Source organism: Erwinia sp. CGal63 (assembly GCF_037026505.1).
Classification (GTDB): Bacteria; Pseudomonadota; Gammaproteobacteria; order Enterobacterales; family Enterobacteriaceae; genus Erwinia.
In genome coordinates, this window is record NZ_JAKUMN010000001.1 from 398,702 (window position 1) to 412,047 (window position 13,346).

General features: G+C 56.7%; 14 protein-coding genes. 5 read left to right on the forward strand and 9 right to left on the reverse strand.

What is annotated here, in order from left to right:
• Positions 1 to 162 precede the first annotated feature (162 nt).
• Both MKZ79_RS01600 and MKZ79_RS01605 read left to right on the forward strand, forming a co-directional pair.
• On the forward strand, positions 163 to 789 hold the full coding sequence (locus MKZ79_RS01600) for a nucleotidyltransferase family protein (RefSeq protein WP_336139578.1): 627 nt from the start codon (positions 163 to 165) through the stop codon (positions 787 to 789).
• Positions 773 to 1,777 carry an XdhC family protein gene (locus MKZ79_RS01605; protein WP_336139580.1) on the forward strand — a complete coding sequence of 335 codons (1,005 nt, stop codon included), beginning with the start codon at positions 773 to 775 and terminating at the stop codon, positions 1,775 to 1,777. Before MKZ79_RS01600 ends, MKZ79_RS01605 begins: the two co-directional genes overlap by 17 nt.
• Here MKZ79_RS01605 and MKZ79_RS01610 read toward each other — a convergent pair.
• The 6 genes from MKZ79_RS01610 to MKZ79_RS01635 all read right to left on the reverse strand — a co-directional run bounded on the left by MKZ79_RS01610 (position 1,755) and on the right by MKZ79_RS01635 (position 7,241).
• Positions 1,755 to 4,037 carry a xanthine dehydrogenase family protein molybdopterin-binding subunit gene (locus MKZ79_RS01610; RefSeq protein ID WP_336139583.1) on the reverse strand — a complete coding sequence of 761 codons (2,283 nt, stop codon included), beginning with the start codon at positions 4,035 to 4,037 and terminating at the stop codon, positions 1,755 to 1,757. The two genes, MKZ79_RS01605 and MKZ79_RS01610, sit on opposite strands and share 23 nt — an antisense overlap.
• Entirely contained in the window at positions 4,034 to 5,032 is a 999-nt protein-coding gene (locus MKZ79_RS01615) for an FAD binding domain-containing protein (RefSeq protein ID WP_336139585.1), read from the reverse strand. Before MKZ79_RS01615 ends, MKZ79_RS01610 begins: the two co-directional genes overlap by 4 nt.
• A complete protein-coding gene (locus tag MKZ79_RS01620; RefSeq protein WP_336139587.1) occupies positions 5,029 to 5,520 on the reverse strand; it encodes a (2Fe-2S)-binding protein in 492 nt (163 codons plus the stop codon). The genes MKZ79_RS01615 and MKZ79_RS01620 overlap by 4 nt, the downstream gene beginning before the upstream one ends.
• A 235-nt stretch (positions 5,521 to 5,755) precedes the next feature.
• On the reverse strand, positions 5,756 to 6,253 hold the full coding sequence (locus MKZ79_RS01625; RefSeq protein WP_336139589.1) for an RES family NAD+ phosphorylase: 498 nt from the start codon (positions 6,251 to 6,253) through the stop codon (positions 5,756 to 5,758).
• Positions 6,253 to 6,705, reverse strand: a complete 453-nt coding sequence (gene parS / locus MKZ79_RS01630) for a type II RES/Xre toxin-antitoxin system antitoxin (protein WP_336139591.1) — start codon at positions 6,703 to 6,705, stop codon at positions 6,253 to 6,255. The genes MKZ79_RS01625 and parS overlap by 1 nt, the downstream gene beginning before the upstream one ends.
• Before the next feature lie 92 nt (positions 6,706 to 6,797).
• Positions 6,798 to 7,241 carry a type II toxin-antitoxin system RatA family toxin gene (locus tag MKZ79_RS01635; protein WP_336139592.1) on the reverse strand — a complete coding sequence of 148 codons (444 nt, stop codon included), beginning with the start codon at positions 7,239 to 7,241 and terminating at the stop codon, positions 6,798 to 6,800.
• A 381-nt stretch (positions 7,242 to 7,622) separates the two neighbouring features.
• Here MKZ79_RS01635 and MKZ79_RS01640 point away from each other — a divergent pair, with 381 nt between their 5' ends.
• Together MKZ79_RS01640 and MKZ79_RS01645 are read left to right on the forward strand one after the other, a co-directional pair.
• The gene (locus MKZ79_RS01640; protein WP_336139593.1) at positions 7,623 to 7,922 is read left to right on the forward strand and encodes a helix-turn-helix domain-containing protein; all 300 of its coding nucleotides are present in this window, start codon (positions 7,623 to 7,625) and stop codon (positions 7,920 to 7,922) included.
• A gap of 170 nt (positions 7,923 to 8,092) precedes the next feature.
• The gene (locus MKZ79_RS01645) at positions 8,093 to 9,304 is read left to right on the forward strand and encodes an MFS transporter (protein ID WP_336139595.1); all 1,212 of its coding nucleotides are present in this window, start codon (positions 8,093 to 8,095) and stop codon (positions 9,302 to 9,304) included.
• 22 nt (positions 9,305 to 9,326) lie between these two features.
• On the opposite strand, the gene MKZ79_RS01650 is transcribed toward MKZ79_RS01645, so the two are convergent.
• Positions 9,327 to 9,992 (reverse strand): alpha/beta fold hydrolase, encoded by a 666-nt coding sequence (locus MKZ79_RS01650; RefSeq protein WP_336141325.1) that lies wholly within the window; start codon positions 9,990 to 9,992, stop codon positions 9,327 to 9,329.
• Here MKZ79_RS01650 and MKZ79_RS01655 point away from each other — a divergent pair.
• The gene (locus tag MKZ79_RS01655) at positions 9,891 to 10,100 is read left to right on the forward strand and encodes a hypothetical protein (RefSeq protein ID WP_336141386.1); all 210 of its coding nucleotides are present in this window, start codon (positions 9,891 to 9,893) and stop codon (positions 10,098 to 10,100) included. The genes MKZ79_RS01650 and MKZ79_RS01655 overlap by 102 nt on opposite strands.
• Here the strand turns inward: MKZ79_RS01655 and MKZ79_RS01660 are convergent.
• Together MKZ79_RS01660 and MKZ79_RS01665 are read right to left on the reverse strand one after the other, a co-directional pair.
• A complete protein-coding gene (locus MKZ79_RS01660) occupies positions 10,079 to 11,734 on the reverse strand; it encodes a condensation domain-containing protein (protein WP_336139597.1) in 1,656 nt (551 codons plus the stop codon). The genes MKZ79_RS01655 and MKZ79_RS01660 overlap by 22 nt on opposite strands.
• A 58-nt stretch (positions 11,735 to 11,792) precedes the next feature.
• Entirely contained in the window at positions 11,793 to 13,340 is a 1,548-nt protein-coding gene (locus MKZ79_RS01665) for an amino acid adenylation domain-containing protein (RefSeq protein ID WP_336139601.1), read from the reverse strand.
• Positions 13,341 to 13,346: the final 6 nt, after the last annotated feature.

Sequence of the window (13,346 nt, forward strand, 5' to 3'; positions counted from 1 at the left end):
CGGGCTGTTATTGTTTTCTTAACAGCATGTTAGCTGAAATAACGCGTGCGCGCACAGGCGCCGTCTGAATTGCTGCTCATCTGGAGAAATTTGCGTCAGGCTGGCCGCCTGAAGGGGAATTGCGTTAGGCTGACAGCCTGAACGTTAACAAAGGAAAGGGATATGGATTGGGGCGAGCACAGGGAAAAAACGATCGGCGTGCTGGTGATTGCCGCCGGACGCGGACAAAGATATAAAGCGGCGGGCGGCGCAACCGACAAGCTGCAGGCGGAGTTCGCCGATGCGTCGGGTCAGTCAGCAACGGTATTCGTTCACAGCTGCCTGGCGGCGCAGCAGAGCGGCCTGCCTGTCTGCGTGGTGACGCGGCCCGGGCAGCACGCTATTCGTCAATATTGCGAACAGCAGGGCATCGCCACGGTGCTGGTGGAAAATACCCGTATGGGCGAATCGATCGCGGCGGGCGTTCGCCATACGGCTGACTGGGATGGCTGGCTGATCCACCTGGCCGATATGCCTTTCATCACTGCGGATACGCTGCGGCTGGTGGCGGGAAAAGTGGTCGAAGACGGCGCCGTTCGCCCGACTTTTAACGGTCGTCCCGGCCATCCGGTAGGCTTTGGTCGCGGCGCTTTTCAGGCGCTAAGTACGCTAAGCGAAGAGCAGGGCGCGCGCAGTCTGCTGGTGCAGTTTCCTTTGTATACGATTGAAATGCGTGATGAAACCATCCTGCGCGATATCGATCTGCCTTCGCAGCTGCCGACGGGAGGAAATAATGAGGTCGATAAATGATCGGGTTATGCAGCAGGCAGCAGAGTGGATTGCGACAGAGCCTGTCTGGCTCTGCACCGTGATCGCCACCTGGGGATCTTCGCCGCGCGCGGTGGGATCGCTGCTGGTTGCCAACGCGCGCGGCGCCGTCTGCGGCTCGCTGTCGGGCGGCTGCGTGGAGGAGGATTTCCTGCAGCGTATTCAGGCCGGCTACTACCGCCAGCCCGCTCAGGTAATCCGCTATGGCGAAGGCGGGCTGACGCCGAACCGGACGCTGCCCTGCGGCGGCACGCTGGAGGTACTGGTGGAGTATCTGCCTTCGACGGCGGAAAATCGCCACTATCTGCAACAGCAGCGCGCATTGCTGGAAGGTTACGGCGCGCTGGTAAAACATTTTACGCTGCCGCACGCCTGTCAGTCGCTACGGGCAGGCGAAGCGGAGAATCAAAACGGCGTGGATCGGGAAGACGGGCAGTTGACGCTGCGGCTGGCGGCGGCGCCAGCCGTGCTGATTGCCGGTCTGTCGGCGGCCGCGCTCTGCTGTAGCGAGTTTGCCGTCGCGCTGGGGTTCAATACTGTTGTTTGCGAACACCGGCCCGAAGTTTTAAACGATTACGCCGCAAGCCTGAACGAGCAGGTACAGCTTGTTCGTCAGTTTCCGGCAAAGTTTATCGAACGTGAGGGCTGCCCGCGCCGCTGCGCGATTATTTCGCTAACCCACGATCCCCGCATTGATGACCTGACGCTGATGGAGGCTATCCGCACCGACTCCTTTTATATCGGCGTAATAGGTTCGCAACGCAGCAGCGAAAGCCGGCGTAAAAGGCTGAAAACGATCGCGGACTTCACGGAGGAGCAGCTCAACCGTATCCATGCGCCCATCGGGCTGGCGATTGGCAGTAAAACGCCAGCCGAAATTGCGCTGGCGGTGATGGCGGATGTGGTGCTGCATAAAAATCGCGGGCCGTCGGAGAGCCCGCCAACGGCTACAGCAGTTTGTCCTGAGTAATGGGAAGGTCGCGGATACGTTTGCCGGTTGCGTGCCAGACCGCGTTGGAGATGGCCGCCGCTACGCCGACGATCCCCAGCTCACCGACGGCTTTGCCGCCCAGCACGGTCGCCAGATAGTCGGGCTTGCCAACGTCTATCGTGGTCAGCTCGGGAATATCCGCATTGACCGCCACCAGATAGTCGGCCAGGTTGGCGTTGTTGATGCGGCCGTCGCGGTCATCGATCAGTCCTTCCTCCAGCAGCGCCTGACCAATGCCCATTACCATGCCGCCGATCCACTGGCTCTCTGTGAGTTTGGGGTTATAGATGCGGCCGGAATCGAAGGCGCCGACCATCCGCTTAACGCGCACCGTGCCGAAATCCTCGTCGACGGCGACCTCGACAAAGATCGCGCTCCAGCTATGGGCGGAGACGCCGCCGTCGGTCGGCGGCAGCATCATGGAAGAGGTGCGATCCGCTTTGTTGCGATCTTCCTCGCTGGCTGTTTTATCGAAGGTGTCCTGATGCGCCACCAGCTTGTCATGACCGCTCAGCTTCAGCAGATCGGCAAAGCCGATGCGCAGATCGGGGCTGCTGGTCAGCCAGAGAAAGCCGTCTGCCAGCGAAACGGCTGACGGCGCCTGCTGCCAAAGCGGCGATTTTTCGCAGGTGACGGCCAGCGTGATCAGCATATCGCGCAGCGCCAGCGCGGTTTTATGCACCGCGCCGGTCAGCAAATTCGCCAGCTGCGAGCCGCCCGCCACCGGCGCGCGCGGCAGCAGCGTATCGCCCAGCGAAACGGTAATGCTTTCCGGCGGCACCAGCAGCACATCCGCTGCCGTCTGCGCCAGAATGGTATAGGTTCCCGTGCCGATATCCACGCCGCTGCTGCGTACCTCGATAGCGCCGTCGCCGGAAAGCACAATCTGCGCCTCGCCCGGCGTGCGGCGCACCGGATAGGTGCCGGAAGCCATGCCCCAGCCAATCAGCTGGCGACCCTCGCGCAGGCTGCGCGGTTCAGGCGGGCGTTTGCTCCAGCCGAAGGCTTCGGCGCCCCGTTGATAAGCCTCGCGCAGCTGCCGTGAACTCCAGGGAATGTTGGCCTGCGGATCCTGCTCCGCATAGTTTTTCAGCCGCAGCGCCAGCGGATCCATTTTTAGCGCCCAGGCCAGCTCGTCCATCGCCACTTCCAGCGCGAAAGCGCTGGGATTTTCACCTGGCGCACGCATCCAGCTGGGATTAACGGTATTCAGATGAATCAGCTTGTGGTGCGACAGGAAATTCGGCGCGGCGTACATCAACGCCGTTACTGAGTTACAGGGCTCCTGATGAACATCCTTCAGCGCGGTTTCGTTCCAGCTGTCATGCACGATGGCCTGAAGCGTCCCGTCGCGGCTTGCGCCCAGCGCCAGCTGCTGATGCGTACGCGGCCTGCCGCCAAAAGCGGTAAAGGTTTGCGGCCTGGTCAGCGCCAGCTTAACCGGGCGATTCAGCTCGCGGGACGCGACGCAGGCCAGCGCGCTATGCGGCTGAATGCCGCCCTTACAACCGAAGCCGCCGCCGACATAGGGCGAGATTACCCGCACCTTGTCGTGGTCAAGCCCCATCCACTCCGACACCACCTGGCGCGCGCCGCCAACCCACTGGCTCGGCTCCCACAGCGTCAGGCTGCCGTTTTGCCAGTGCGCGATACAGCCGTGCGGCTCAATAGGCGAATTATATTCTCTTGGCGTGGTGTAGACGCCGCCGATCTGTACTTCAGCCTGCGCCAGCGCGGGGATGGCATCGCCCCAGGCAACCGTTAGCGCATCTACCGTCTCCGGCTTCGCGTCGGGATGGTCGGGATGGATAATCGCGGGCTGCTGCTCATACTCGGTTTCAATCAGCGCGGCGGCTTCGGTAGCCTGCTCCAGCGTCTCAGCCACCACCAGCGCAATATGCTGACCGTTCCACAAAACCTTGTCATCCTGCAGCGGCAGAAAAGCCTGGGCCGCGGCGCCGCCTTCGCCAAAGGTTTTAGCCGGATGAATCGTCAGGCCGCTTTGATGGTTATAAACCGCCAGCACGCCGGGCGACTGACGCGCGTGCTCAAGATGCATGGCGCTAATGCGACCAAAGGGAATGGTCGACTGCACTACGACCGCATAAGCCATCTTCTCCAGCGACTTTTCAATAGCATAGGTCGCCAGACCCTGAATTTTCAGCCTGCCGTCGGCGCGATCGAGCGGGCTGCCTAAAGCCTGCTGGCGGCTGGGGGTATGGGTTTCCGTCGTGCTCATACCAGACCTCCTACGGTCATCAAAGCCCTGGCGATAACGCGAGGCGCAAGAATAATTTTATGGCCGTTATGCTGACGGGCGATGGCGCCCTCGGTAACTTTTTCCGCTGCTTTGCGCAGTGTTTTCTCATCCAGACGCTGACCCTTTAAAGCCTGTTCCACCTGACTGGCGCGCCAGGGTTTGGTGGCCACGCCGCCCAGCGCGACGCGGACTTCCTTGATGGTCAGGTTATCCTCTTCCATCTCCAGTCCTACGGCGGCGCTGGCGGCGGCGAACTCATAGGAGCTGCGATCGCGTACTTTCAGGTAGTGCGAGCGGGCCAGCACGGCGCTGCGCGGCAGCGTCAGGCTGACGATCATCTCGCCGGGTGCAAGCTGATGCTCAAGATCGGGACGATCGGAAGGCAGACGGAAAAAATCGATAACGGGCACGGAGCGCTGCTCGCCCGCGCTGTTTTGCAGGTTCAGCACCGCGTCGAAGGCGGTCAGCGCTACGGCAAAATCGCCCGGATAGAGCGCGATGCAGCTGTCGCTGGTGCCTAATACCGCATGATTATGATTCAGTCCGTTCAGCGCGGCGCAGCCAGAGCCGGGATTGCGCTTGTTGCAGGCAGAGTAAGCCTGCGGATCGCGAAAATAGCTGCAGCGCGTGCGCTGCAGGATGTTGCCGCCCAGCGAGGCCATATTGCGCAGCTGGGCCGAGGCGGCCAGCGCCAGACTTTCCGCCAGCGCGGGCGCAAAGGTTTTTACCGTTTTGCTGTCGGCCGCCTGGCTCATTTTCACCAGCGTGCCCAGCGTCAGCTCGCTGTCGCTGAGGGTAATATCGTGCAAATCCTGCAGATGGCTGATATCGACCAGCGTGGCGGGGCGCTCGACGCCGCACTTCATCAGATCCAGCTGCGTGGTGCCGCCAGCCAGAAAGCGGGTTTCCGGCTGGCTGCCCAGCGTGACAGCGTCGTTGAGATCCACCGCGCGCCGATAGTTGAACTCTCTCATGATATCGTCTCCTGGCTCAGGCTGGCCGCCGCGTCCTTCACGGCCTTCACGATATTGGGATAGGCGCCGCAGCGACAAAGATTGCCGCTCATATACTCGCGGATCTCATCGTCAGAGCCGGCGTGGCCCTCTTTGATGCAGGCGACCGCCGACATAATCTGGCCGGATGTGCAGTAGCCGCACTGAAAGGCGTCGTGGCGCAGGAAAGCGGCCTGAACCGCATGGAGCGTCCCGTCGGCGCCTGCCAGTCCTTCGATGGTGGTGATTTCCCTTCCTTCCGCCTGGGCCGCCAGCGTCAGACAGCTCAACACGCGTTCGCCATCGATATGCACCGTACAGGCGCCGCACTGGCCCTGATCGCAGCCTTTTTTGGCGCCGGTTAAGTCAATATGCTCCCGCAGCGCATCCAGCAGGGTGGTGCGCGGATCGACCGTCAGCTGGCGGCTTTCGCCGTTCACGGTAAGCCGCATGGAATAAAGTTGAGTCATTGTCGTCTCCAGATTGGGGAGGTCACCGACAGTGTGCGCAGCGCTTACGGAAAGGGTGTCGACACTGCCTCATTGCTCATACAGGCAAGCCTGAAAAAGGTGGTGGCGATCGCTCTTTTTAGATGAGCGTATCGGAAAGATAAGGATAGTCAGGATTACGAAAAAGGCGGCGGCGGAGTTATGCGGTCAGACAGATTATGCCGGAACCGATGGCGTCGTACGGGTAATGCTGGTGTTATGACGCCGTGATAGCGGCCTGAGGATATTTAGCGAAGCGCGGATCGAAAAAGAAAGGCTCTGTGCTGACCGTTTTTAGCGCTGCAGCGGCCTGAGGATGAGCAGGGTTAAACAGCGCGTTCCCTTCGCCGGTAAGCGTGCTCGGCACCTGTAGCACCAGGCCGTTATCGCTGCTCTGCAGCCAGCCGTCGCCGATGGCTTTTGTGGAAGCGGGCGCCGGATCGCTCTGCCAGTCTTCCGGCAGATCGCGGATATCCAGCTGCGACACCAGCGCGGCAGGAACCGTTACAGAGAGCATCGTGTAGCCGCTGGCGAGGTCGGCAAGCTGCAAATGCACCAGCGCTTCCAGCACGCATAAAGCTTTGCTCGACCCCAGATAAACGCAGCTTTTGCCTGCGGAATTCCAGCGTCCGCCGTACAGCCTGGCGCCGCTGCCGTCGAAGGCGCTGTTGGCATAGCCGCTCTTCACCAGCCGGTAGAAGGTTGCCGTTTTCATCAGGTGATGACGCCATGCTCGATCTGGCCGATCAGATTCAGCACGGCTTCCGCGCCCGCGGGCGTCGAGGTCATATCCGCGGGCTTCTGTCCGCCCAGGCCTTTGGCGGGCGTATTAAGCCACGCCGCCATGCGTTCGGTATCGCCATTGAAGAGCTGGCTGGCGGCGGATAGCACGCGTCCCAGCGTATAAATTCGGCCGCCTTGTTCCGCAGAAAAAAGCTGGCTGGCGCTGTTTAAACGACGGCTGTAGGTATTGCGATCGATACCGGCCATACGGCATAGCATCGCCTCGTCCAGCCTGGACTCTTTGGCCATTTGTCTGACCAGGCTGGCATTCAGGCCGCGAATAATCATGCGGTGTGCTTCCGCAAGCGTTTCGGGCAGTTTCAGGGCGAGCAGCAGCGAAGTTGGCGCGCCGTGGGACTGAGGCCGGTAAAGCGAAAAAGTCATACGTCCTCCGGGCTGTTCATTTGAACGAAATTTTAGATCAAATGAACAAGCAAGGCAATCGGCGCAGGGAAAAGGGCGGAAGGGTAAAGGGCTCAGGGCGCCCCATAGCGTTGCCGGGCGCGTTGAATAAACAGGCCGGGCAGCATACCGATCGTCAGGCTGAAAAAAGGCGCGAGCGCCAGCCTGAGCAACCCATTCGAAAAACGATATTTTACCCGGAAGGTGACGGTACAGCTCGTTTGGCCGTTGGCGTCGAACAGCCAGTCGCCCTCAAACTGTGACAGAAAGGAGCCGGAAACCAGCCGCAGATGCAGCGAACGCGGCGGACAGAAAGTTGCTTTGGTGGTCAGGCTGAGTTCGGGAAGCTGCTGAAAGCGCAGCCCGATCCTGACCAGCTTGCTGTCCGGTTTGTCGTCAAGAATATCAACCTGGCGGCACCAGGGTAAAAACTCGGGATAGGCGGCGACATCGGCGACCAGGTCGTACATCTGGCTCTGACTATAGCTAACCTGAATACGCTTTTCGAAAGTGGTCATAGGATCTCTTAGCCTGTCCGGCATCGCGCGCAGCCAGCTTAGCCGCTGCAAAAGGCTAATAAGTTACCGCGCGGATTTTATTGATCTGCCGCAAGGGAAGCGGCATCAGCCCTTATCCCGGTTATAAAGCGAGCCCGATCGTAATCTCGCTGTAAAGAATGTCGCACTTCGTTATTTCTCTGGAAAGCACTCCGGGCTTCTGAATATCAGCGGAAGCCTGACCAGACAAAAAGTTGCATTATAGGTTGTAGCCTATATAGGTCTGGAGTTATATTAGCAGGGAGCTTCATATGTGGAAGATCACAACAACGGACAGATTCGACGGGTGGTTTAAGCCGATCGGGAGTTTACAGAGTATCTGAACAGAACCAGAGGTGACGTATGCGTACATTAGAACAGATGCTGGCGGAGGAAGAGCCACATGTTGTGGCCGCGGCGGAAAAACTGGCCGCAGAGATAAAATTGGATATCCATCTGGCGGAACTGCGCGAGCGGGTGCAGAAAACCCAAAGCGAGATGGCGCAGGCGCTGGGCGTTAAACAGCCTACCGTGGCGGGGATGGAAAAGCCGGGCCGCGATATCAAGCTCTCCACGCTAAAACGTTATATCGAAGCGGCGGGCGGCAGGCTGCAGCTTAATATTGAGCTGCCGGACGGCTCGCACTACAGGTTTACCGTTTGACTTAAATTGCGATGGGCAAGCGCCGGCGCAGCCGCTATTATTCTCCCTCTTTTTATGGGGTTAATAAGTCAAGCGGGAGGCGACAGGCGGAAGAATGAGCGGACTATGCAATAAGTGCGTGGCGGCGACAGACGGCAACCAACGCAGAGAGAAAGTGCGAGGATATCGCCGTGAACGCTAACGTCGCCGTTTCGCCCTTGCGGCATATCTTGCGTTATACGCCCTTCAGAAACCTTTTCCTGGCCCGTTTTCTCACCGTGCTGGGCAACAGCGTCGCGCCTGTCGCGCTGGCCTTCGCCGTGCTGGATATCGGCGGCACGGCAGCGGATCTGGGGCTGGTGGTAGCTGCTCGTTCGGTGTTCAACGTCGCTTTTCTGCTGTTTGGCGGCGTGCTGGCGGATCGCTACTCGCGTAGCCTGGTGCTTTTCTCATCTTCCGCCGTCGCCGCATGCTCGCAGGGCGTGGTCGCCTGGCTGGTACTGAGCGGCATGGCGACTATTCCGCTGTTGCTGCCGCTCAGCATGATAAACGGCGCGGCGGCCGGCATCGCGCTGCCCGCCTCTTCGGCGCTGGTGCCGCAGACCGTGCCTGCGCAGCGGCTGCGCCAGGCGAACGCCTTTATTCAGGTCGGCGTCTACGTCGGCACGGTGCTGGGCGCCTCGCTTGGCGGCGTGATGACCAGCGCAATCGGGCCAGGCTGGGGTCTGGCTGTTGATGCGTTGGGTTTCGCCATTGCCGCACCGCTCTATTTCTGCATTCGCACGCCTTATCAACCTGCAGGCGCACCCGCCACTCTCTGGCAGGATCTGCGCGACGGCTGGCGTGAGTTTACGGCACGCGCCTGGGTTTGGGCTGTGGTAGCGCAGTTCGCGGTAGTGAATGCCGCCTTTACCGGCATGGTGATGGTGCTGGGCCCGGTGATTGCGGATACCACATTTGGCCGCGCCAGCTGGGGATTGATGATAGCGGCGCAAAGCGTCGGGCTGATTATTGGCTCCTGTATCGCGCTGAGCTGGCGGCCGCGCCGCGCCATGTTTATCGGGGTGATGATGGTAGCGTTTTGCGCAGTGCCGATTCTGCTGCTGGCGAGCGGAGCAGCAACGCCGGTGCTGATGGGCGGTTTCTGCCTGGCGGGCATCGGCTTCGGCCACTTCGGCGTGGTCTGGGCGCACGCGCTGCAAACGCATATCCCGCGCGAAAAGCTGGCTCGCGTTTACGCTTACGACGCGATGGGCTCCTTTATCGCCATTCCGCTGGGTGAATTGGCCGCCGGGCCGCTGGCGATGCATTTTGGCAACGCCAGGGTTTTGTGGGTGTGTACCGGTGCGGTAATGATAGCGAGCGCGATCACCAGCCGGATACGGACGGTTCGCCAGCTGTAGGAGACCGGCAAACCCGAAAGACCTATCTGCTGCGCATCTTCAGCCAGGCGCTGATAAGCCTGAAAACTTCAGCAGGATTTTCATATAAAAAAAGATGCCCGCCTTCAACAGCTTTCATTTCAATATTGTCGGCGTCGCCGGATCTCAGGCTGTAGGTCGGCTTAATCACCAAATCCTGAAGAGCATAGATGGAAAGGCAGGGCACAGCGGGATAATGCAGGCGCTGATGCATCAGGTGCGCCATCGCGCCCAGCTGGTTCATGCAGGCTGCCTTAGAAGGCGGATCGCGTAAAAATGCGTCTCTTAACGTTGCCATCAGCGCCAGATCATTTTTTGCCGCCGGACTGAGCAAATTCCAGGTAGCGATCCGGTAAATATCCTCCATCGGCAAGGTAAACAGGTATTCAGTAAAGGCAGCTGAGCTGGCATAGCAAAATCCTTCATGATCTGTCGGACGACAGCTGCCCAGCAGAACAAGCGAATCAATAGCATCAGGATAACGGCTGGTAAAATACTGAGCGGCAAAGCCGCCCATAGAATAGCCGATAAGCGTGACGCTTCCTGTTTTCCTGCCGGACAGAAAAGCATGAAGATACGTATTGAAGGCGTCGAAAGCGGAGCAGGGATCTTCCTCATCCGCTATACCATCAATGCAGTAAACCCGATGATTTGTGAAACAGCGGGCCAGCGGAACAAGGCTCCAGGCGCCAAACATATAGCCCGCCAGAACGATCAGCGTATTGTCGCCATCGGCGCTGATTTCATGACACATCATCAGAAAATCTGCTCGGCCTGAGGCTGCGTACTAACCACATTAAACAGCTCCATCAGCGTTACCGCAGAGTAAAATTTTTCCCTGTCGATCGCCTGCGCTGGGCAGCGGGCGCGCGCCATAAAATCTACCAGAACACGAGTTTTTAATAGTGAATCCAGCCCGAGGTCGATCTCCAGATGCAGTTCGCCATCACTTTCCCCTGCGGGTTCCAGACTGTATTTATTAATGCAGTCGATAAGAATGCTATGCATGACTCTGTCTGCCGGTGAAGCTGAACGCTTGATGTCGATATCAGCAGCCGATGACATCACATTTTCCAACTGTTGCCCGAAACACTCTGCCAGTCGGGCGATAGTCTCTTCCTCGAAAAACAGCGAGTCGTAGTTAAATGAAACTTCAAGGCTCTCGCCATACTGTATGATCATCACATCCAGGGCGCCCGACAGATTTGTTGTCGCCAGGTAATAACGGTCAATGTCAAAACTTTCGTGTCGTAAAGGAAGCGAGGTCGCGCCATAGAATGAAAAATAGAGGTTAGTAGGCATACTTTTACGCAAGGCGATGGCAAATGCGTCATCGTTGAGGCGAGCAGGCAGAAGCGATTCTTTAATCGATACCGCATTTCTCCTGGCCATCAGCTGATCCACTTCGTTCCCCATGCACTCCAGAACATAACGTTGCAAATCGGTAAAGCGCTGTGCAGAGGGCTTTTCTTCATGATCCTTACGTTGCATAGGTAATAAAAAAGCCTGGGCAAAACAGCCCACCCTGTTTTTATCCAGGCTTTGATTATTATGTTTTCTTCCGTGGGTGGGTATCTGCAGCAGCAGCTCGTTCAGGGCCGGCTGGTAGGCTAAAAAACTGTCAACGAAGCAGCCCGTGAGCCAGGAAAAAAGCGAAATCCTGTGGGCGGTAAGGTGGCGATTAATTTTTTGCAGCGTCGCGGCAGGTACGCTTTTCTGGATTGTTTTATAACAGCCTTTACGGTGCATCAGGGACTTGTTGTCAGGGTTCCAGAAAAAACGTTTGGTGAGGATGTTTTCAGCATATTGGCGGGTAAAGGATGAGCTGATTTCCTTATGGGCGGCGTAATTATCCAGATGCTTTTTATCCTGATAATATCTCTCCCGAGCGGAAAGCGTGTCCATGCCCGGCTGATCCAGCAGGGCAAGGTAACGATTAAGCAAAACGTCTACGCCAAGGCCATCCGCGAGCATATGTTCAACCGCCAGCAGAACAGCGTAACGATGCTGCGAAAACTTGATGACCAGCAGCGTATGGCTATTTTTATTCGCCGTATTCATTTCCGCGTTTAACAGCGTTTGAAGTTCTTCTTGTATAACCTGTTCAGGCGCCAAAAGCTCGCTGTTGATAAAGCGGAAGCAGTTTTCGTCAGGCTGGCGGCCGTCAAGCGTCAGCACCAAAGGCTCAGGTTTTTCACCCCGGTAATCAACGCTAATATTAATTTCATAACTGGTAGTCACCCATTGCGACCAGGCGGAAGAAAATGCGCCTTTATCAATCTCCGCTGGCGACTGGAATGTTACGCCGCTACAGACAACGGTATTACCGCACAGGCCATTCCAGACGGAAAAAAGGTGTTGTGATGGCGTAGGCGTCATCACGATACTTTCGTCGGCGTTGTTGCTTAACATGTTTTATCTCGCTGATATTTTATAACCAGACGTAGTCACGCCTGGGCGAATAGCGGCATCAGAAAAGCGCGGCAATAGCTTTTCTATCATACTTTCCATTCGCTGTTCGCGGGAAAGTCTCTTCGATAAAGATAAATCTGGCCGGGATCATATATTTGGGTAAAACGGCGGCTAAAGCATTACGCAGCTCCCTTGTTTCAACCGGCCTGCTGGTTTTTAACGCCATACCAATGAATGATGCCGTTTCATCACTTACGCACTTATAAATCGCAACCGCTTCTTCAATGTAGTCAAGCCGTAGCGTATTGGCTTCAATTTCACCAGGCTCGATACGATAACCCATATGTTTTATCTGGCTGTCTTTTCGACCGGCATAATAAAATAGATTATCTTCGCCAATAAAAGCCAGATCGCCCGTTTTATACAGAAGGTCGCTGAAATTGTTATGAGAAGGGTTCTGTACAAAACTTTCGTTCGTCTTTATCGGATTGCCTAAGTAGCCACAGGCAACGGACAATCCCCGCACCCACAGTTCACCGCTGCTTCCTGGCTGCCGACTCAGTACGCCCTCGTCCGTAAAGATATACATTTCCATATTTGCGCGTGGGCGGCCAATGGGAACAGACTTTTGCTCTGTATCCGGGACGGCGTCAATAATGTGATACGAACAATCCACGGTAATTTCCGTAGGGCCGTACATATTGGTAAAGCGAATATGCGGAAAAAGCGTCATCCAGTAGCGCAATACGGCAACCGGTAAGACTTCCCCGGCACATAAAATTTGCTTCATGGCAGGCAGCATGTCGGCCTGTAAGCGTTTGGTTTGCTGCAACATTGACAGAACTGAGGGAACGCAAAAAAATACGCTGATCGCTTCTTCACGTAGCCAGCTGGCGAGACGAGGGATCATCATATTCACGCTTTCAGGCACCAGATGCAGAGTAGCGCCTGTTTTCATGGCGGTATAAATATCAAACGTGGAGTTATCAAAGTAGAGCGGCGCATGGTTGGCAATTTGATCGCCCGCGTCCAGCCCATAAACCTCCACGCACCAGTCAATGTAGTCAATGATTGCGCCATGAGAGATCATTACGCCTTTGGGCGTTCCTGTCGATCCGGATGTAAAAAGCACATAAGCAAGATCGACAGAAATAGTATCGTCAACGGGACGATGGGGCAGGCTGCTGTCAAACTTAAACGCATCAACATTAATGATTTTGATATCAGGGCCGAATTTACTAAAAATTTCAGACGCGCGGTAAATACTGTACTGGTTAACAATCACTATCTTCGCATGGCTTTCCTTAAAAATGGCGGCCAGCCTGTTTTCGGGCGTATTATAATCCAACGGAATATAGGCTGCAGAAGCTTTGACAACCGACAGCAGGGATTTAATGGCGCCAACGGATTTTGGCATATAAAAAGCGACCATATCACCTTTTGTTACGCCACACGCCTGAAGATGACAAGCAAAAGCATCGGTGAAGTTATCCAGATCCTGCCAGCTGATGGACTCATTGACCTCATCATCATGATATTTTACCGCTATTTTATGCGGAAAGCGCTTAGCCGACTCAGTAAGATACTGCTGAACTGCATTGACCATTATTTA

Coding starts and splice junctions, on each gene's coding strand:
- MKZ79_RS01655 (WP_336141386.1), top strand. CDS start 9,891: ATGAAGATACGTATTGAAGGCGTCGAAAGCGGAGCAGGGATCTTCCTC.
- MKZ79_RS01665 (WP_336139601.1), bottom strand. CDS start 13,340: ATGGTCAATGCAGTTCAGCAGTATCTTACTGAGTCGGCTAAGCGCTTT.
- MKZ79_RS01660 (WP_336139597.1), bottom strand. CDS start 11,734: ATGTTAAGCAACAACGCCGACGAAAGTATCGTGATGACGCCTACGCCA.
- MKZ79_RS01610 (WP_336139583.1), bottom strand. CDS start 4,037: ATGAGCACGACGGAAACCCATACCCCCAGCCGCCAGCAGGCTTTAGGC.
- MKZ79_RS01600 (WP_336139578.1), top strand. CDS start 163: ATGGATTGGGGCGAGCACAGGGAAAAAACGATCGGCGTGCTGGTGATT.
- MKZ79_RS01635 (WP_336139592.1), bottom strand. CDS start 7,241: ATGACCACTTTCGAAAAGCGTATTCAGGTTAGCTATAGTCAGAGCCAG.
- parS (WP_336139591.1), bottom strand. CDS start 6,705: ATGACTTTTTCGCTTTACCGGCCTCAGTCCCACGGCGCGCCAACTTCG.
- MKZ79_RS01620 (WP_336139587.1), bottom strand. CDS start 5,520: ATGACTCAACTTTATTCCATGCGGCTTACCGTGAACGGCGAAAGCCGC.
- MKZ79_RS01615 (WP_336139585.1), bottom strand. CDS start 5,032: ATGAGAGAGTTCAACTATCGGCGCGCGGTGGATCTCAACGACGCTGTC.
- MKZ79_RS01640 (WP_336139593.1), top strand. CDS start 7,623: ATGCGTACATTAGAACAGATGCTGGCGGAGGAAGAGCCACATGTTGTG.
- MKZ79_RS01605 (WP_336139580.1), top strand. CDS start 773: ATGAGGTCGATAAATGATCGGGTTATGCAGCAGGCAGCAGAGTGGATT.
- MKZ79_RS01625 (WP_336139589.1), bottom strand. CDS start 6,253: ATGAAAACGGCAACCTTCTACCGGCTGGTGAAGAGCGGCTATGCCAAC.